17 protein-coding genes and 1 pseudogene are annotated in these 19,677 nt (G+C 44.4%); 7 read left to right on the top strand and 11 right to left on the bottom strand.

All coding sequences use genetic code 11. From position 1 onward, the window contains the following. Positions 1-43: 43 nt before the first annotated feature. Together IGJ05_RS10480 and celB are read right to left on the bottom strand one after the other, a co-directional pair. Positions 44-760, bottom strand: coding sequence for a GntR family transcriptional regulator (locus IGJ05_RS10480; protein ID WP_005226669.1), 717 nt, complete (start codon positions 758-760; stop codon positions 44-46). Between the two features lie 108 nt (positions 761-868). Continuing rightward, positions 869-2,140: a PTS cellobiose transporter subunit IIC gene (gene celB / locus IGJ05_RS10475; protein ID WP_266166256.1), complete on the bottom strand. Its 1,272-nt coding sequence runs from the start codon at positions 2,138-2,140 to the stop codon at positions 869-871. Between the two features lie 159 nt (positions 2,141-2,299). On the opposite strand from celB, the gene IGJ05_RS10470 reads away from it, so the two are divergent. The 3 genes from IGJ05_RS10470 (at position 2,300) to IGJ05_RS10460 (ending at position 6,148) form a co-directional block, all read left to right on the top strand. Next, positions 2,300-3,688: a glycoside hydrolase family 1 protein gene (locus IGJ05_RS10470; RefSeq protein WP_015508750.1), complete on the top strand. Its 1,389-nt coding sequence runs from the start codon at positions 2,300-2,302 to the stop codon at positions 3,686-3,688. 247 nt (positions 3,689-3,935) lie between these two features. Further along, positions 3,936-5,216, top strand: a complete 1,281-nt coding sequence (locus IGJ05_RS10465) for a PTS sugar transporter subunit IIC (protein WP_005232725.1) — start codon at positions 3,936-3,938, stop codon at positions 5,214-5,216. A 191-nt stretch (positions 5,217-5,407) separates the two neighbouring features. Further along, positions 5,408-6,148, top strand: coding sequence for a GntR family transcriptional regulator (locus IGJ05_RS10460; RefSeq protein WP_008376546.1), 741 nt, complete (start codon positions 5,408-5,410; stop codon positions 6,146-6,148). Positions 6,149-6,222: 74 nt separating this feature from the next. On the opposite strand, the gene uvrC is transcribed toward IGJ05_RS10460, so the two are convergent. Next, a complete protein-coding gene (gene uvrC, locus IGJ05_RS10455; protein ID WP_266166255.1) occupies positions 6,223-8,013 on the bottom strand; it encodes an excinuclease ABC subunit UvrC in 1,791 nt (596 codons plus the stop codon). A gap of 232 nt (positions 8,014-8,245) precedes the next feature. Next, complete coding sequence (locus IGJ05_RS10450; protein WP_034870186.1) at positions 8,246-9,097, bottom strand: LysR family transcriptional regulator; 852 nt, start codon at positions 9,095-9,097, stop codon at positions 8,246-8,248. 65 nt (positions 9,098-9,162) lie between these two features. On the opposite strand from IGJ05_RS10450, the gene IGJ05_RS10445 reads away from it, so the two are divergent. Then, a complete protein-coding gene (locus tag IGJ05_RS10445; protein WP_266166254.1) occupies positions 9,163-10,185 on the top strand; it encodes a YeiH family protein in 1,023 nt (340 codons plus the stop codon). Here IGJ05_RS10445 and IGJ05_RS10440 read toward each other — a convergent pair. The 7 genes from IGJ05_RS10440 to IGJ05_RS10410 form a co-directional block, all read right to left on the bottom strand. Next, on the bottom strand, positions 10,111-10,668 hold the full coding sequence (locus IGJ05_RS10440; RefSeq protein WP_121260357.1) for a GNAT family N-acetyltransferase: 558 nt from the start codon (positions 10,666-10,668) through the stop codon (positions 10,111-10,113). The genes IGJ05_RS10445 and IGJ05_RS10440 overlap by 75 nt on opposite strands. A gap of 205 nt (positions 10,669-10,873) precedes the next feature. Beyond that, on the bottom strand, positions 10,874-12,313 hold the full coding sequence (locus IGJ05_RS10435) for a 6-phospho-beta-glucosidase (RefSeq protein ID WP_306569459.1): 1,440 nt from the start codon (positions 12,311-12,313) through the stop codon (positions 10,874-10,876). Positions 12,314-12,345: 32 nt separating this feature from the next. Continuing rightward, positions 12,346-13,656: a PTS sugar transporter subunit IIC gene (locus IGJ05_RS10430; protein WP_008376519.1), complete on the bottom strand. Its 1,311-nt coding sequence runs from the start codon at positions 13,654-13,656 to the stop codon at positions 12,346-12,348. 159 nt (positions 13,657-13,815) lie between these two features. After that, complete coding sequence (locus IGJ05_RS10425; RefSeq protein ID WP_010748570.1) at positions 13,816-14,574, bottom strand: MurR/RpiR family transcriptional regulator; 759 nt, start codon at positions 14,572-14,574, stop codon at positions 13,816-13,818. 57 nt (positions 14,575-14,631) lie between these two features. Further along, positions 14,632-15,558: an ROK family protein gene (locus IGJ05_RS10420; protein ID WP_015508756.1), complete on the bottom strand. Its 927-nt coding sequence runs from the start codon at positions 15,556-15,558 to the stop codon at positions 14,632-14,634. A gap of 75 nt (positions 15,559-15,633) precedes the next feature. Beyond that, on the bottom strand, positions 15,634-16,185 hold the full coding sequence (locus tag IGJ05_RS10415; RefSeq protein ID WP_266166252.1) for a GNAT family N-acetyltransferase: 552 nt from the start codon (positions 16,183-16,185) through the stop codon (positions 15,634-15,636). A gap of 166 nt (positions 16,186-16,351) precedes the next feature. Further along, on the bottom strand, positions 16,352-17,005 hold the full coding sequence (locus tag IGJ05_RS10410; RefSeq protein ID WP_015508761.1) for a GntR family transcriptional regulator: 654 nt from the start codon (positions 17,003-17,005) through the stop codon (positions 16,352-16,354). A gap of 142 nt (positions 17,006-17,147) precedes the next feature. On the opposite strand from IGJ05_RS10410, the gene IGJ05_RS10405 reads away from it, so the two are divergent. The 3 genes and pseudogenes from IGJ05_RS10405 to phnE all read left to right on the top strand — a co-directional run bounded on the left by IGJ05_RS10405 (position 17,148) and on the right by phnE (position 19,670). Then, positions 17,148-18,068, top strand: coding sequence for a phosphate/phosphite/phosphonate ABC transporter substrate-binding protein (locus tag IGJ05_RS10405; protein WP_015508762.1), 921 nt, complete (start codon positions 17,148-17,150; stop codon positions 18,066-18,068). 2 nt (positions 18,069-18,070) lie between these two features. Next, a pseudogene (phnC, locus tag IGJ05_RS10400) lies at positions 18,071-18,889 on the top strand (phosphonate ABC transporter ATP-binding protein). Then, positions 18,876-19,670 carry a phosphonate ABC transporter, permease protein PhnE gene (phnE, locus tag IGJ05_RS10395; protein WP_016609071.1) on the top strand — a complete coding sequence of 265 codons (795 nt, stop codon included), beginning with the start codon at positions 18,876-18,878 and terminating at the stop codon, positions 19,668-19,670. The pseudogene phnC and the gene phnE overlap by 14 nt, the downstream one beginning before the upstream one ends. Positions 19,671-19,677 lie beyond the last annotated feature (7 nt).

The following is a 19,677-nucleotide window of genomic DNA, read 5'->3' as shown; positions in this document are numbered from 1 at the left end:
CTGCCCACGGTTTTCTTCCATAAGAAATCGTGGGTAGGTCTTTTTAGTGCTGGACATCTAAATAAGAGTAGGCCCGCACGTCATAACGGTTGCGACTACGGGAAAATTCGATGGGTGAGCCATTTTTCTGATAGACGATCTGTTCGATCTCTAAGACCGGATCATCGGCTTTACAGTCCAAATACTGTTGATCGTACGCGGTACTTTTATCAGCGGCGATGGTGCGGTAGGCGCCAGCAAACTGGACCCCTAGTTCCTCTTTGACATAACGGTAGATAGAACTTTCTAAATGGCCACGAGTTAAATTGGGCACCAAATGGACGGGCATATAGGTATATTCTAAAATAAACGGTTGGTCTTCAAGAATCCGCAAGCGGACAATACTATAGATCGGCTGTTCTTCCGTTAACATCAACTTTTCTTGGATCGTTTGGTCAGGAAATTCGACTTGAAAATCGATGACCTGACTGACTAGCTTGCGGCCAGCTTTGCCCATTTCCGTTGACAAGCCTTCATAGACCGTTAAAGCAGTGGTGTCTTTTTTTAAGAATGGGTGGTTCAATATTTTTGTTCCAGCGCCCCGCTGAGAATAAACCAGTCCTTCCATGGCTAAAATACCGATGGCTTTTTTGACGGTCATCCGGCTGACTCCGAATTCCTCGACTAAATCAGTTTGATTCGGCAGTAAGCTGTCAGGCGGATACGTTTTGTTTTTGATACGTGTGCGTAAAATATTGGCAATTTCTTGGTATTTTGGCATCTGATCACCTCGCAAGAAGTATAGCTGAAAAAAGCGGTTTCGACAATCAAACCTTGGTTTTTTTATAAAAAGAACGGCTGACTGAAAAAATTCAGCCAGCCGTTGCGCTTAATCGATTGATGGTTCTGCTTGACGATCTAACACACGTAAGAATGGATACCAGATCAAGCCGACGATCACCACGTCAATGACTTGCAGCAAACCACCTAACCAAGAGTTGGTTGCTAAGACACCACTGAAGACCACTGGAACGGTCCAAGGGACAGAAACACCAGTTGGTGCAGGAACAAGTCCAGCCGCCATCACTAAGTAATTGAAGGTCGTTACCACAAGAGGTGCTACGACCCAAGGAATCAGGATCGTCGCATTCAAGACGATCGGCATACCGAAGATGGCTGGTTCGTTAACGTTAAAGATCCCTGGTGCTAAAGCCAAACGACCCACATCGCGGTATTGTTTTTTCTTCAATACGAAAGCCATCAAGATAACAACGGCTAACGTCATACCAGAACCGCCTAATCCAACAGTAAAGGTTTCCATAAATGGTTTTGTGACGATATGCGGCAGTGCATCCCCATTTTGATACGCTTCTAAGTTGTCTAACATCAATGTATTCCAAATCGGGTCCATCACAGAGTTGACGATGATTTGACCATGTAGACCGAAGAACCAAAGGAATTGAACAAAGAACAAAGCCAATAGAGTTGCTGGCAAGCTGCTGCCTAGTCCAGTCAATGGTTTTTGGATCAATTCATAAACCAAGTCATGCAAGTTGGCATTGAAGACACCCGTCATGATGGCATTGATCACTAAGAATACCGTTAAGGTGATAATTGCTGGAATCAAAGCGGCAAAAGATTTAGAAACTGCTGGTGGCACCCCATCAGGCATTTTGATCTGCCAGCCGCGTTTTGTGATGCGGCAATAGATTTCAGCTGCCAAAAATGCTGCGATCATCCCGATAAACATCCCTTTTGCGCCAAGACGATTAAGAGACAGCACACCGGAGATCGTTTCGCCAGATTCAGTAGTCATAAAGAAAGGAGTCAAGATCAAAAAGCTGGCAAACGAAACGGCACCACCAAAAATCCCTTCCACATCATATGATTTTGATAAATAATAGCCAATACCGAAAGTAACGAAAACAGTCATGATACTCATTGTTGCATTTTGCCCATTGCCAAACAGTGTTCCTAATGTTCCTTTAGTGGCATCACTGAAGAAGGGCAGGTTGTTTAAAACGACCACGATCGATCCAAACATAGTGATTGGAAACGAAAGCATAAACGCGTCCCGCAAGACGGTCAGGTAGCGATTTTGTCCTAAGGTATTCGCCAAGGGCAAAATCTTTTCAGATAACTTGTCCATAAAACCATTCATTATTATTTCACTCCTTAAATTTCTTTTTGCAATCGATTACATTGATAATGTATCATGTTTTATTTTAAATGTCTATACATTTATTTTAAAAAAGATTGATTTTTGTAACTGCTTCCTTTATGATTAGGGCAGCAAAGAAAAAATGAGGAGTGAATGAAGATGGATTATCAATTTCCAGCAGGCTTTTGGTGGGGGTCAGCCGCTAGTGGCCCACAAACAGAAGGTGTATTTGAAGGCGATGGCAAAGGGGCAAGCATCTGGGATTACTGGTATCAGCAGGAACCAGAGAAATTTTTCAATGAGGTAGGTCCTGAAAAAACCTCGCAAGTCTACACACGCTATCAAGAAGATATTCAACTAATGAAAGAAACCGGCCATACGACGTTTCGGACGTCGATCCAATGGAGTCGTCTCTTCCCGCAAGGCAAAGGAGAAGTCAATCAAAAAGCCGTTGATTTTTACAACGCCTACATTGATGAGCTGATCGCCAACGGGATCGAACCTTTCATGAACCTTTACCACTTCGATATGCCGATGGCGCTGCAAGAAAAAGGCGGCTGGTTGAACCGAGAAACCGTGGATGCCTATGTCGCATTTGCGCAAACCTGCTTTACATTATTTGGTGATCGTGTCAAGAAATGGTTCACTCATAATGAACCGATCGTCCCTGTTGAAGGCGGCTATCTTTACCAATTCCATTATCCAAATGAGATCAACATGAAACATGCAGTCCAAGTTGGGTTCCACGAAACGTTGGCGAGTGCTAAAGCCATCAAAGTCTATCATGAGATGAACCTTGATGGGGAGATCGGCATCATCTTGAACTTGACGCCAAGCTATCCAAGAGATGAGAACGATCCAGAGGATGTCAAAGCAGCACAAATCGCGGATGCCTTCTTTAATCGTTCTTTCTTAGACCCTGCGGTCAAAGGCACGTTCCCAGAAGAATTAGTGACTATCGTCAAGGAATTGGATATGGTACCAGCGATGGAAGCCGATGATCTACAAACGATTCGCGAAAATACGATCGACTTGTTGGGGATCAATTATTACCAACCTCGTCGTATCATGAAGAAAGAATCACCGATCGATGAAGCGAAAAGTCCAATGCCTGATGATTACTTTGATAACTATGATATGCCGAACAAGAAAATGAACCCGTATCGTGGATGGGAAATCTATGAAAAAGGGATCTATGATATTTTGACGAACACGCGAGAAAACTATGGCAATATCAAGTGCTACATTTCTGAAAATGGCATGGGTGTCGAAGGAGAAGAACGTTTCGTCAATGCTGATGGCGTGATCGAAGATGATTACCGCATCGAATTTGTCTCTGACCACTTGAAGTACGTCCACCAAGCGATCCAAGAAGGAACCAATTGTGTTGGCTACCATATGTGGACCTGCATGGACAACTGGTCATGGACCAATGCTTACAAGAACCGTTACGGATTTATCTCCGTTGACTTAGCAAATGATGCTAAACGAACGGTGAAAAAATCAGGTCGTTGGTTTAAAGAAGTTTCAGATAATAACGGCTTTTAATAACAATGAAAAAAGCAATGCTGTAGGAATCAGCATTGCTTTTTTTGTGTAAAATCGCGGATTTTTTCTGGCTGATTTCAAAGGGGGGATTCTATTAAAAAACCACCTGTTTTTGTAAATGATAAGCTGGGTTAAATAAAAGCACAGTTTTGATAAAGAAAAGACTAGACATGGAAACGTTCTCGTGGTATTCTTTAGTAGAAATCGGTTTCATTATTTTGTTTAGGGTTTGAAAGGAGAAAAAACAATGGATAAATTTATTGGATTTATGGAGAAGCACTTTATTCCGATCGCTTCTAAAATAGGCTCTCAAAGACATCTAGTGGCCATTCGTGACGGATTTATCGTAACGATGCCGTTGATGATCTTAGGCTCTTTTGGGGTATTGATCAACAACTTACCAATCCCTGCCTATATTGATTTTATGAATGGCATTTTTGGTGAAGGAACATGGCAAGCCTTTGGGAACAACTTGTCAGCAGGTACTTTTTCAATACTTGGTCTGTTAATCGCTTTCACAGTAGCGTATAATTTAGCTAAAAGCTACAATCAAGACGCATTAGGTGCTGGGGCGATCTCAGTTGCAAGTTTCTTCGCATTAGGTGCAATGGCGACAGGCCCAGATGGTTTGTTAACAGCTGCCGGACTTGGTTCTCAAGGATTATTTTTAGCATTAATCGTATCGATCATTTCTACTGAGATCTTCCGTCGTCTAGCTGGCAACCCACGCTTAGTCATCAACATGCCTGATGGAGTACCACCAGCAGTTTCACGTTCATTTGCTGCATTATTCCCAGCAATGATCACCGTATCGATCTTTGCTTTGTTTACAGCAATTTTCCAAGCATTTGGTGTGACAAGTATCGTATTGTCCTTCTATGAATTGGTGCAACAACCATTCATGGGCTTGGCAAACTCTTACCCAGCTGCTTTGCTATTAGGTTTTATCTCTGCATTCTTATGGTTCTTTGGTTTACATGGTGCCAACATCATCGACCCGTTCATGCAAACGATCAATGTGCCAGCGATCGAAGCAAACGCACGAGCATTAGAAGCAGGAACAGATTTGCCTTATATCGTGAACAAACCATTCTTTGATTCTTTCGTGAACATCGGCGGAACAGGTGCGACACTAGGTCTTTTGATTGCGATCTTTTTAGTTGCTCGTCATCATAAAGCGTATATGACTGTCGCAAAACTATCCGTTGCACCAGGTGTGTTCATGATCAATGAACCAGTGATGTTTGGGTTACCAGTTGTCTTGAACCCAATCTTGTTCATCCCATATGTGTTGACCCCACTTGTTTTAGTAACGACTGCTTATTTTGCAACCGCAACTGGCTTAGTTCCTGCAAGTACCGTCATCGCACCATGGACGACGCCACCAATCATCGGCGGTATTTTGTCGACACAAAGTATTGCTGGCGGAATCTTGGCAGCTGTTAACTTGATCTTGTCAATCGTTATCTACTTGCCGTTCGTGAAAATGGCGCAAATTCAAGAAACACGCCGTTTAAAAAATGCGTAATGTCTGATCGAGTCGATTAGAAACAAGCGCCAAACGTAATAGACCTTATCCGGCCGCGATCAGAGTGCAATACCCCTTATCACACTGCTTCATTGGAAGGTGCAGTGGTGTGATGACACTCTTTTCGTTTGGCCGGTTCTTTTCTCGTTTTTCAATCAATACAATACAACACACGTTTTGGAGGTGGCAAAATGCCCAAATATATGGAGATCGCAGATGTTCTGCGTAAAAGAATCAAGGACGGAACTTATCCGAAAGACAGTCTTTTACCTTATCAAACAGAGTTAGTGGAAGAGTTTGGCGTCAGCCGAATGACGATTAAAAATGCGGTGAATATCCTGATTATGGAAGGTTTGCTGCTGACAAAGCGCGGCTTAGGGACCAAAGTTTTGAATCATTCCTTTTGGGGCAAAGATACCTCATCGGTGACAGAATACAAAGGCCTGAGCTATCAGATGAAACAAGAAAAACGGACATTGACTAGCCAAGTCATCACCTTTGAAGTCTGTTTTCCTACAACAAGAATTCAAGAGATGCTTCAGATCACTGCCGAACAACCAATCTATCATGTGATCCGTTTGCGGATCTTAGAAGGCAATCCATACATACTCGAGCATTCCTATATGCCGTTGGATCTGGTCAGCGGTTTGACGAAAGAGATCTTGGAAGAATCCGTCTATGACTATCTACTGCAAGATTTAGGCTACAAATTTGCTGGCGCTTATCGGACCTTTCAGGCTGCCAAAAGCGATGAATACGATCAAACCTATTTAGCGTGCCAAGCAGATGACCCAGTATTGGAATTAGAACAGATCATCTATTTAGAATCGGGACGTCCAGTGGACTATTCCTGCAGCCGCAATCGGTATGATGTTCGGGGCTATTCCATGTTAGACATGAAGCCTGATCTGTTACAGCACCGCAAAAAGTAACGGCTTACAAAATGCTTCTTCAACGAAAAAACGCTTCATAGCTACTGTTGGCTATGGAGCGTTTTTGTTTTGACTTAAGAAGTGGGTTGGTTTTGATCACCTAGTTTGGCTAAGATAGTTTCCGCAACGGCTTTGGGGATGCCAGCTTGCTGGATCTCTTCCACGGAAGCTGCTTGGATGTTTTTTAACGACTTGAAGGTTTTCATCAGCTGTTGCTTGCGTTTTGGTCCTAAGCCAGGAATTTCATCCAGTTTGGAAGAAAAGCTGTTTTTACTGCGCAGTTGGCGATGGAAGGTGATCGCAAAACGATGGACCTCATCTTGGATCCGTTGCAGCAAAAAGAATTCTACAGAATTGCGTTCCAGTTGGATCGGATCTAAAAATTCCCCGAAAATCAACTCGCTGGTTTTGTGTTTGTTGTTCTTCACTAAACCGGCAACGGGAATATCCAAACCTAGCTGGTTATGCAGCACTTCTTGGGCAGCACCGACTTGGGCTTTCCCACCATCGATGATGATCAGATCAGGAAAAGGCAGGTTTTCTTTTAGGACACGAGAGTATCGGCGATAGATGACTTCTTGCATAGAGCCATAATCGTCGCCGCCTTGTGCAGTCCGAATCTTATATTTCCGATAATCATCTTTAAACGGCTTCCCGTCGACAAAAACCACCATTGCAGAAACCGGATCGGTCCCCATGATGTGGGAGTTATCGAAGGCTTCGATCCGATAAGGTGTCGCGATCCCCATGGCTTCGCCTAGACGATCCACTGCACCGATCGTCCGTTCTTCAGTACGCTCGATCAACGCAAATTTTTGTGCCAAGGCAATGCGGGCATTTTTATTGGCCAAATCGACCAATTTCTTTTTGTCGCCTCGTTGGAGCTGCAGGACTTTGGTTTCCAGCAGCGCTTCTAACGGTGCGGCATCGACATTTTGCGGAACAAAGACTTCTTTGGGAATGAAGTGTTCATTCTTTTGGTAAAACTGGCCGACGAAGGTCAAGAAATCTTCATCCGCTTCATTGTAGAAAGGAAACAAAGAGACTTCTCGTTCGATCAGCTTTCCTTGACGGATAAAGAAGACTTGGACACACATCCAGCCTTTGTCGACACTGTAGCCAAAGACATCACGGTCCATCAGATCGGTCAGAGTCATTTTTTGTCGCGTCATGACGGTATCGATTGCTTGGATCTGATCCCGCAGCTCAGCCGCTCGTTCAAACTCTAACGTTTCAATGGCTTCGCCCATCTTCTCTTTCAGGTCTTTCAAAATATCGACGTGACCGCCGTGGAAAAAGTGTTTGACTTGATCAACGATCTTCTGATAATCCTTGGGATCTACATTGTTGACATAAGGACAGACGCATTGACCCAAATGATAATAAAGACAAGGCCGCTTTTGAGAAGGACCGCATTTTCGCAATGGAAAGAGGCGATCCAGCACCCGTTTGGTTTCGTTGGCTGCTCGTGCATCAGGATAAGGGCCAAAATATAAAGCTCCGTCTTTTAAAACTTTACGAGTGATGATCAGACGCGGATAGCGCTCTTTGGTCACTTTAATAAAAGGATACGACTTGTCGTCCTTTAACATGATATTGTATTTTGGTTTGTTTTTTTGAATCAAATTGATTTCCAGCAATAAGGCTTCCGTATTTGATTCGGTAACGACGTACTCAAAATCATTGATTTCTTGAACGAGCCGTTCGGTTTTCGTATCGTGACTGCCGGTAAAGTACGAACGGACACGATTTTTTAAAATTTTGGCTTTCCCAACATAGATGATTTTGTTATTTTTATCTTTCATTAAATAACAACCGGGTTGGTCAGGAAGCAGCGCTAATTTGTTCTTGATTTGTTCGTTCATTTCAAGATCCTTTCTTACTGGTTTGCTCACGAACTGTAAAGGTAGTCAAAAGGCGGTCTAAGCTCTCCTTAAAAAGGGGAACATTAGAGCCCATAGCCAGTACTCTTCATTTTAGCACAAATTTCTTAAGAAACAATCAAACGGACCAGATCGGCAGCGAGGAAGCGTAATCGTAAGAAAAGGTTAAGAAATCCCACGAGGCGGTGGTTTCCTCCCTTAAAAACAAGTGAATTTATTTGCTTTCTGCTTGTGAGGAATCCTCTTGCGACCACTCCTGAATGAAGGTCCGCAATCCCTCGATGGCTGGTTCTGTGACGGCTTTGCGCTGGATGAGGTAAAATTGCCGCTCAAAATTTTTATCCAGCAGTTGATAGCCAATGCCGTGGGCGGCTCGCTTGGAAAGGATCGAACAGCCGAAGCCTTGTTTCAGTAAAGCGACGATCAATTCATTGCTGGCGATCTCAATGATCGGTCCTTGAATATTTTGTTCCTCTAGATAGCGCTTAGTGTAATAGTAGACACCAGAACTCGCTTCTCGAACAAGCCAAGGACCGACTTGGGGATCACCAGCTAAGACGAGCTGATCTTTCAAAATCGGGAAACGCAAAATACTTGGTGCAGATAAGGGTTTTTCAATGATCCCTAAATCTAGTTGATGTTGCTCAAGCGCTGTTAAGACTTCAGCGGAGTTCATCATCGATACCCGAAAACGCACCGTGGGAAAGGCGTTGTATAAAGCAATCATCAAGTCAGGCATCAAGGCCATCGCATAGGTATGAGAGATGCCTAGGGCACAGTGGCTTTGATGCTGCGTGTTGGTATGGATCTCGCTGGCGATCGTCGACCACTCATCCAATAAATTCAGTGCCTTTTCGTAAAGGTACTCTGCTTGGGGCGTGGCGATCACGTTTTTGCGACCATTGCGTAAAAAAAGCGGTGTATCCAGGTCTTGTTCCAACTGCTTGATCTGAGCAGAAACCGTGGGCTGCGAAATAAACAGCAATTCGGCAGCTTTCGAAAAATTTTTTGTTTCATAGACCATCTTGAAGGTCTCCAGTAATTTTAACATTGCAATCCCTTCCATTAGAAAATTCAATCATAACTATTATACCAATAAATCCTACTGATCGGTCAATCTGTGTATAATGGATGTTATATGAAAGGATGAAAGCAATGAAGCAACGACAAACAGCTTTGATACTTCCCGGTTTGTTCCTATCCTTTTCGGTAGCCGTCATCGCCCGAATCATGGCTTTGGCTGTACCAAAATTAGGGGGAGCAACCCTTGCTATTTTATTAGGAATCATTTTAGGAAATACACTGTTCAAGCAAGAACGCTATCAAGTCGGAACGAAGGTTGCGGAAAGTCGACTCTTGGAATATTCGGTGGTTTTGCTGGGCTTTACCGTCACTTTCCAGACCATCAGTGAAATGGGCCTTCGGGGCTTTCTCTTTATATTGCTGATGATGAGCTTGGTCATTACCGCTGCTTATTTGATAGGGAAAAAAATGGGCTTTAATCAAAAGATGAGCCTGATGATGGCAGGCGGCAATGCTGTCTGCGGATCCTCTGCGATTGCGGCGATCGCACCAGCCATTGATGCCGATGATGAAGAAAAAGGGCAGATCATCACCTTGGTCAATCTTTTAGGAACAGTGATGATGCTGACGCTGCCGTTTTTAGGCTTGGCCTTATACGGCGATGATCTGTTGCAAAAAAGCGCCTTACTTGGTGGCACGCTGCAATCCGTCGGACAAGTCGTGGCGGGGGCTAGTTTGATTGATACCGACACCGTCAAATACGCGATGCTCTTTAAAATCGCACGCATCATCATGTTGGCAGTCGTCGTCATTGTTTTTGAACGAATGACGACAAAGACCCCCACCAAAACCAAAGCCAAAGGCAAGCTGGGGCTGCCGATCCCTTGGTATGTGTTGGGCTTCTTGACCATCTGTATCTTGAACAGCTTCTTGCCGCTGCCTAGCTGGTTGAATGAGGGCGCTCATTTTATCAGTACGTGGTTTGAAACGACGGCGTTGGCAGCCATTGGTTTGCGTTTGGATTTCCGCAAGTTTTTAAAAGAAGGCCCGCGCTTTTTATTCTATGGTCTTTCCGTTGGTGCTGTCCAAACCGTGGGTGCTGTTGCATTGATTTGGTTGCTGCGGCTCTAATGTTTTCACATAAAAGCGATCCATCGTGGTATGCTGTGCTGCCAATAGTGGCTGGCACAATGCGCGATAGCCGGCTTTTTGATAGACATGCAAGGCTGCTTCTAAAGAATGATGGGATTCTAAATAGAGTTGCCGGTAACCTAGTTCAACAGCTTTGGCCTCGATCTTCGCCAGCAAGGGATAGCTGAGGCGCTGCCCTTTGGCAGCATCACTGAGATAAAATTTTTGCAGCTCGGCGATTTTCCCTTCTGAATCATAAGCGGCAAGACCACCGCCGCCTAAAAGGGTACCCGATTCATTAGTGACGACAAAATAATGGCGGCTAGCAGGATCTGCGGCATAAAATTCACTTAAGTGGTCTAACTCTGGATCAAAATAGGCAGTCCCTGGAACCGCCAACTGGTGGTCGGTCAAGCTTTTGCGAATGATAGCGGCTAAGGGCGCATCATCTTGAGATTGGATCGAACGAAATATCGGCTTCATGCAGCTCCTCCTTAAAGTGAAAGTAAATGAATAGCTATAGTGTACCACAGCATTGAGGTAGTGTTTAGTGATGATAAGAAAAGCCATCCTCGCAATGGCGCCCCTCTTTAATAAGAAAACCGCCCCTCGTTGCCGAGCTCCTAATGTGAAAAGGAGTATGGCGCAACGAGGAGCGGTTTTTGTACGTTAGTCATGGAAGCAGTAATTAGAGCGTTTCACCATTAGAGGCGATCACTTGCTGGTACCACGCAAAGGAATCTTTTTTCAAACGATTCAAGGTTCCTTTGCCAGTATTGTCTTTGTCGACATAGATCATGCCATAGCGTTTCTCCATTTCGCCGCTGCCGAAGCTGACGATATCGATGATCCCCCAAGGCGTATAGCCTAATAACGGTACACCATCTTCAACCACCGCTTTTTCCATCTGTTCGATGTGCTCTTTCAGGTAAGTGATGCGGTAGTCATCATGGACTTGCTGCTTATCAGTTAGTTGATCGTAAGCACCAAAGCCATTTTCCACGATAAATAGCGGCAAGTCATAGCGTTGATAGATGGTATTTAACACATAACGCAACCCGACTGGGTCAATAGGCCAGCCCCAATCAGAAGCACTGATATAAGGATTACTCACGATTTTTGCTCCTGGGATATCCTCAGTTGGTGTGCCAGCCACCTCATCAAGGGTTGAGATCGTTCCTGACATGTAATAGCTGAACCCAATATAATCAACGGTTCCCGCTTTTAATAGCGCTTGTTCCTCGGGCGTGATCTCAATCGTGATGCCTTTTTTCGCCCAATATTTTTGCACATAGGTTGGGATCTTGCCTCGTACGTGGACGTCGCTGTAAAAATAGCGCCGTTCATTGGCTTTGACGGATGCCATCAAATCAGCGGGTGCGCAAGAGTAGGGGTAGACTGGGACATAGGCCATCATACAACCAATCTGAAACTCTGGATTGATTTTTTTGCCTTCGATCACGGCTGCCGCACTGGCAATCAACTCATTGACGCCCGCTTGAAAGACGAGTGCTTCTTTTTGACTGTCATCCTCGATGATCATGGCAGAGTTGGTCCAAACGTGCAGCGGCTCTTGCCCATCTGCTTGATTATTGATCTCATTGAAGGTCATCCAATACGTTACTTTGTCACGATACCGTTGAAAAACGGTCTTAGCGAATTTGACAAAGAGGGGAATCACTTCTTTGTTAGCAAACCCACCAAATTCTTCATAGAGGGCATAAGGCATTTCAAAGTGGGACAAAGTGATCACGGGTTCGATGCCGTTTGCCTGCAATTCGTCGAAAAGATCATCGTAGTATTGGAGACCGGCTTCATTTGGTTCTTCTTCTGTTCCAGTTGGATAGATCCGACTCCAAGAAATCGATGTCCGTAGACATTTCAAGCCCAGCTCTTTGAATAACTGGATATCTTCTTTGTACCGGTGATAAAAGTCAATGGCTTCATGGTTCGGGTAATACTCTCCTTCAATGACGCCTTTGGTGATTTTACGGGGAATACCGTTGCCGCCGGCCGTCATAACATCAGCGGTACTCATTCCACGGCCAGCAACATTCCAAGCGCCTTCCGCTTGATGGGCAGCGATCGCGCCGCCCCATAAAAAATCTTTTGGCATTTTTGCGGACATAAATTTCATTCCTCCTCGACTCATTCGTTTGCTTATAATTCTACTTTTTGGGAACGGTTAGAGGCGATCACGAATGGCAAATAGATCAAGACCGAAATCGCAAGACAAACGACACCGACAACTGCAGCGATCGCATTTCCTCCAGTTCCTAAAAAGAGATTAATGATTCCTGGGGTCGTCCATGGTACCCCAATCGCTGGGGTCGGCATGATCGGCCAGACAACAGTGACAAAATAACCCACCAAAATATTGACCATAGGCGTCAAAATAAACGGAATGATCATGATTGGGTTCAAGACGATCGGTAGACCGAAGATCATCGGCTCATTGATTTGGAAAATCCCTGGAACTAAAGACATCTTAGCGATCTCACGTTGTTCTGGACGTTTTGAAGCGATGAAGATCGCAATGATCAAGCCCAATGTCATACCAGTTCCGCCCATATTTGCGAACATATCATTTAAAACGCCCCAAGTTTCTTTGTAAGGAACGTCCCACAAGGAGCCGCCTTGGTTGATAAAGTCTAGGTTAGCTAGGTCCTGTTCGGTAAAAATCGCTGAACGAACCGCATTCAAAGTATTTGGTCCATGGATCCCGATCGCAAACAACGTGGTTTGCAAGAACGCCAAGATCAAGACACCGACGACATTGCCCCCTAGATCCCGCAATGGACTTTGGATCCCATTATAAATCAGTTCATTGATACCTTCTGGTGCGATCATCAAAACTAAGAAATTGATCAAAGCAGTGACTGCCACGATGATCACGATCGGAATCATGCCAGAAAAGGAACGAGAAACTGCTGGTGGTACCATTTCAGGCATTTTGATCTGCAGTCGTTTGACTTTGAAAAGCTTCGGCAAGAATTCACCGACCAAACAAGCCACGATCATAGCTACAAACAACCCTTGGGCGCCTAAATATTGTGTGGAAATCACATTGACATCATCTACTGCAAAGGAGGTCGGGTACAAGATCATAAAGGCAGCGACACTTGTCAAACCAACTAGCGTAGCATCTGCTTGGAAATGCTTGGCTAAAAGCTGAGCAACAAGAAACGCGATAAATAAACTCATAATGTTGATGGTCCCGTTCGCCACGGAAGCTAGGACTTGCTGGGCACTTTCCAGATTCGGGAAAAGTCGATTCAGTTGAAATAATTGCACGATGAAACTCTCATTGGAAAATAAAATATTGTTGACCAAAATAACGAGAGAAGAAGCGATGGTCAGTGGGAAAATCAGCATGAACGCATCTCGAATCGCTGCTACGTGGCGTTGATTGTTCAACTTTGTTGCGATTGGTACCAACGAGCGGTCTAACAGGTCATTGAATTTTTGCATAATAATAACACCTTTCATTAATTGATGCCATCATTATAGCGAATGAAAACGACTAAAAGTAAGCGGATACGGATTCCGTACATATCTCTCAAGAAATGAAAAAAATTCCGCAGCTGGAACACAGTGTTACAAAAAAAGATGGTTCAGTAAACTGAACCATCAAGAATGGGTACGATAATCTTGCAAATAGCCGATCAGCGTTTCTAAAATCGCTACTGAAGGCAATTGACTAGTCAAATCAAGAAAGATGTCTTTGCGTTCCTCTTTGATCGCATACTCGATCGAATAATCGCACAGGCGTGCCAACGTACTTTCCCGATTTGGGGTAATGCAGTACTTCTGCACGATCGCCTGATTGTCTAAACCGGTAATGACTTCGATCAGTTCTTTGGTTTCACCAGAGACACTCAAAAAAACCAAAACATTCTTTTGATCTTTTCGCAAAAAGCTTTTGATCGGGTAGGTCAGCTCATCAATGCTGATGCTAAAGTAACCGAGGCTGGCTAGTTTGCGGGCAACGTATTGCGCGATCGCACCGGATGCCCCCATCCCCATAAATAAGATCAAATCGGCATCACGCATCGCTTCGGCGAGTTTTCGTATTTGGTATTCCGCATCAGGGTGGAAGATCTGCATATTCAAGCCTTTGATGCGCGCTTCTAAACCTAAGTGTTCAGGATGCGCATCAAAATGGGCTTTTTCTAAATGATTTTTGATATAGAAGCGAAATTCTGGAAACGACTGAAAGCCGACTTTTTGAATAAAACGAAAGACCGAAGTCGAAGAGACATGGGCATCATCGGCAATGTCGCGCACGCGCATATACGGGATCTTTTCTAAGTGATTGACGATAAAACGGTAGATTTCTTGTTCTACCGCAGAGAGCTTGTTCAAGTTTAATTGTTCAAAAAGCGCCATGCTGGTTCCTCGCTGTCCTAGATAATCAATTTACACCAGTATAGCATATCCGAACTTTTAACGGTGCAGCTGTTGATGGATCTGATAGACTGCGCCGATCAAGCCGGCATCGTTTTTCAGCTTCGCTGGACGAACAGGTGCGATGGTTTGTCCGCGCAAATAATTGATCGCTTCATGCCGTGTTTCCGTGATCGTCAAGCGAGCCTGCAATCGTTCCCAGAAATAAGGATTGGCACTGATGCCGCCGCCGATCAATACCAATTCTGGGTCAAAGCAGCTGATCAAATTGATCAGCCCTACAGACAGATCCGTCAGAAATTGGTCCGTCAGCTTCAGCGCCAACGCTTCGCCTTGCTGCGCGCGGTCAAAAATCTCTTTGGCGTCTTGGGTGGGTTCAAAGCCAGGAACTGCTGCCCCCGCTAAATTGTAGAGGCGAATCAAGCCGCCCACGACGGCAGTTTTTTTATTGATGGAACTTTCCTCGATATTGCCTTCTTCTGGCAGCTGATCGATCACCATCCAGCCAAATTCACCAGCCATGCCATGAGCACCTCGGTAGACTTGATTATTGATCACGATCCCACCGCCTACACCAGTGCCTAGGACAAGACACAAATAGTTGGCAGCCTCTTGCGCATTGCCGATCCATTTTTCAGCGATCGCTGCTGCATTGGCATCATTTTCCACCGCCACAGGCAACCCTGTACGCGCTTCCAAGACTGCTTTGAAATTTTCGCCATATAACGATTTGATGGCGCCCGCAGTTAACATAAAGCCGTCTTTTTGAACGATCCCGGGGGCGCTGATCCCAATGCCATCAATCGTGTGGCGGCTCTGGGCATCTTCGATGATCGTGAGTAGATCCTGATAAAACTGGGCTGGTTCATAGCTAGTAGGGATCGCAGATTTTTCAAGGATCGCTCCGGTTTCATCCAAAACACCATATTTAATACTTGTTCCGCCAATATCAAATCCTACGTACATTCTTCTTCCTCACCTTCTAAAACATTGTTGCCTTAAGTGTACCATCTGGCAGGAGGAATTTTTTTCTTTTTTTAGCTATTTTTTGCCTGCCGTTTCCGCTGCATCCAAATAAAACAAAATGTCACTTTTGCCTTCCTGATTGGTTCCTTTGTACACCTCCGTATCCAGACCTCCGATACGAAAGCCTGCTCGCAAGTAGAACAGACAGGCAGAAGGATTGTTGTCCTGCGCTTGCGTGTAGATGCCGCGATAGCCATTGGCAAGGGCCGTTTTCAGTGCCTGGTGGATCAGTAGTTGACCGATTCCTTGCTTACGGTAGTCTGTGTTGACCTTTAAGTCATAGAGGTACAGATATTTGAAAAAAGCGTCTTGAACGATCGCTAAGCCGATGCATTTTCCATCATCATAAGCACCGATAAACAGACTGTTTCGGCTCATTTCATCATAGCAATAATTTTCATCTGGGAAACGCATCGTCTGAATGTCTTCGGATGCAAATTTACAGATCGTGTACTGCCAGCTGCCCTCATTATAAGACGGCAGCATTTTCCCCCATAAGGAGAAGGGTTCGTTTTTTAAGCGGATGTCAGCTTGATGTTTTTGATCGATCAGTTTGATTTCTAGCATGGGGCACCTCGTTATCTTTTTTAGAAGCAGTTGTTTGGTTTGATGTGGTTGTGAGTATTGTACATGCCAATGTCTCGCTACTAGGGGAACATTGTCATGCACTTGTTAACCATTTTAAAGTGGATTTCAATCGATATCGTTAGTATAAAGTATAGAAGTTTCGATTTTACAAATACCCATAATAAAGAATCTGGTGATTGGCATATTGCTGGTAGTCTTTTAGGCAGCGAATCGCTTGGCTATAATCTTCTGCTCGGAGATGGTCGATGTAGGTTTGGAAAAATTGAACCGTCGACAGTGTTTTTTTGGGCGAATTTTTAGGATTCGCCATTTTTTTATAGATTGAGGCACTAATGACACGGCTGCTCAACCATTGGTAGGTGCTGACCAGAAGATCATTGGGGCTGGCTGCCATGATCGCCATGTAGACTTCTGGCATCTTGTTCATATAATTGACGTAATCCATCTGCTGTCGGTACGTTTTGGCTTCATTCAGCAGCTGTTGAATGTCGTCAATCGCAAAACTCCCCAAGCCATCAGCAACCTGCTCAGTAGTTAAAATCAGCCAATTGACACAGATTTGCGTGATATCGGCCAGTTCTTTGATTGAAGCTTCCCGCAAAACGACCCCGCGGTTTTTCTTATAAGTGACCAATTTTTCGTGTTCCAGCTGTTTTAAAGCAGAGCGGATCGGGCTGCGGCTATAGCCGGTCGATTTGGACAAAGAAGCTTCCGAAAATGCTTCGCCGACTTTGATATTTCCTGTGAGGATCTCACTTTTTATTTTTTTATAGACAATGGTTTCGATGGTTTCTTCCAACGTCGTTTCCTCCATTTGTGGGTTTACAAGACCTTTACGTAGTTTTTACCCGTTCTTGATGACGCCTTTGTTTCAATCAAAGTATACTACATATTGTTAGTAGTATACTACTAAACAAAACGAAAAGTGAGGATTTTTTATTATGAATAAAAAACAGTGGGCTTTGGTTGGTCTCATTCACATTTTTGCACTAGGTATGCTGGCAGGCTGCGGGAAATCAGCAGCATCGGCGGATGCTAAGGATGGACAGTCAGTTGATAAACTGACGATCGTTCAAATACAAGATGAAACAAATCCAGACTCTGGTCAGAAAAATGAGCAGTTCCGTTCAGACATGTCAGAGGCGTTAGGAATTGAAGTGGAAGAATTAGAAGGTGCTGACTATTCAGTCGGGATCGAAGCCTTGAAAGCAGGGAAGCTGGATGTTTTACTGGTTAGTCCAATGAGTTATTATCAAGCAAAAAAAATCGCTGGTGCAGAACCACTAGTGACAACGACTTCAATGGGCCAAGAAGAATACAAAACGCTTTTCGTTGTTGGAAAAGACGATACCACGACGCAGTCATTGGCTGATTTAAAAGGAAAAAGCTTTGCCTTTGTTGATCCTGCTTCTTCTTCTGGCTATATGTATCCCAAGGCGAAATTAGTCAAAGAGTTGTCATTGGACCCAAATCAATTAGAAAATCCCGGCTATTTTTTTGATACTGTTGCCTATTCAGGCAAGCACGATTCCAGTTTGATGGGGGTAGCCAAAGGAGATTACGATGCCGCAGCAGTGGCTGGACAAGTCATCACCTCACTAGTAGATGCTGGGATGATCCAAGAAGACGATATCCGAGTGATTGGAGAAACAGAGACGATCCCGAATGCCCTCTTCGTCGTTCGCTCCGATTTGCCAGCAGAAACCAAAGCGGCATTGAAAGACTTTTACCTTACCTATGAAAACGAAGAGTATTTTGAGACCTTCTATGGCAGCAAAGAGGTTCGTTTTACCGAAGCAAAAGATGAAGATTATGAAGTGGTACAAGAAATGGTCGAGATCCTTAACTTAGAGGAGGAATAGTCATGGCGAATAACTTATTAGAAATCAAGCAGTTGAGCAAAACCTATGATGGAAAAAAATACGCGTTGTCGCAAATTGATTTAACGGTGACAGAAGGGGAATTTATCGTCGTGATCGGTCCATCGGGTGCTGGGAAATCGACCTTTATCCGCTCAATCAACCGCATGATCGAACCTTCTGAGGGGCAAGTGATTTTTGCGGGGACGGACATCACCCGTGCGAAGAAAAAGCAGCTGCGACAGATTCGTTCAGAAATCGGCATGATTTTTCAACATTACAATCTGATTGGCCGTACCAATGTGCTTAAGAATGTCCTGCATGGGCGTTTAGGGAAAATTCCTTTTCGCAAAACGGCTTTCGGGCTGTATCCTGAAAAAGACAAACAAGAGGCGGTCCAACTATTAGAAAAAGTCGGTCTACAAGAGCAGATGTACCAGCGAGCTAATGCTTTGTCTGGGGGATAGATGCAACGAGTTGGTATATGTCGCGCCATCATGCAGCAGCCGAAGCTGATCTTGGCGGATGAACCAATCGCTTCTTTAGACCCTAACGCTGCGAAAGTCGTCATGAAACAGTTGCAAGAGATCACCCAAGAACGCCAGATCACCTGCATCGTCAATTTGCATCAAGTTGATTTTGCCAAGGCGTATGCCACTCGGATCATCGGCGTCAAAGAAGGGAAGATCGTCTTTGATGGAAAGCCCCAAGAATTGACAGAAGCGATGATCGCACATATCTATCAAGGAAAAGAAGAACAGCAGAGGTTAACGCAAGCAACGATTCCCGTAGGAAAGGAGCAGTTGACCTATGGAGAAGCCTAGATTTGTGATTCCGTTGAGGGTTGAGTCAAACAAAGGACGAGTCTTGAACGGCTTATTGGTAGTAGTAGCTGTTCTATTGTCGTTTGCCTATTTGCAAATCAATGTGGTGGAAGCCTTTCGGTCACTTCCAGCATTTGTGGGATTTTTTGTGCAAAACTTTTTCCCAGCAAATTTTGCAAATATCCGTAGTTACTTGCCTTTGGTGGCAGAGACCGTCTTGTTTGCGATCGTTGGCACCTATCTCTCGGCTTTTTTGGCTTTTGTCTGCGGGTTGCTGATGTCAGAGCAGACAAATCCCTATCCTTTCGTGCGGACGAGCGTCCGCATGGTGATCTCTTTTCTGAGAAATATCCCAGTACTGGTTTGGGCATCGCTGTTCGTTTATATTTTCGGCATTGGGAATATGGTGGGACTTTTGGCATTGACCGTTGCGACCTTAGGTTTTCTGGCTCGTTCTTATGCGGATTCGATCGATGAGATCGGCAGCAGTAAATTAGAAGCGCTGCGAGCAGCAGGTGCCTCTTATTGGCAGATTCTTTTTCATGGATTGATTCCTGAATTTATTCCTTCTTGGATCAATTGGACCTTGTTTTCTTTCGAAATCAATATTCGTGCGTCTTCCATTTTAGGAATGGTAGGGGCAGGAGGAATGGGGATCATGATTCAGACCAATATTCGTTTGTTTAAATACCGCGAAGCGTTTGCCCTAATTATTCTTTTAGTTTTGTTGGTGCTATTGACTGAATTTGCAGTCAATCAGCTTAGAAAACGAATTGCCTGATTGAAGG

It is taken from the genome of Enterococcus sp. AZ167, from assembly GCF_051714025.1.
Lineage (GTDB): Bacteria > Bacillota > Bacilli > Lactobacillales > Enterococcaceae > Enterococcus_D > Enterococcus_D casseliflavus.
This window is presented reverse-complemented; position numbering and strand designations above follow the sequence as displayed.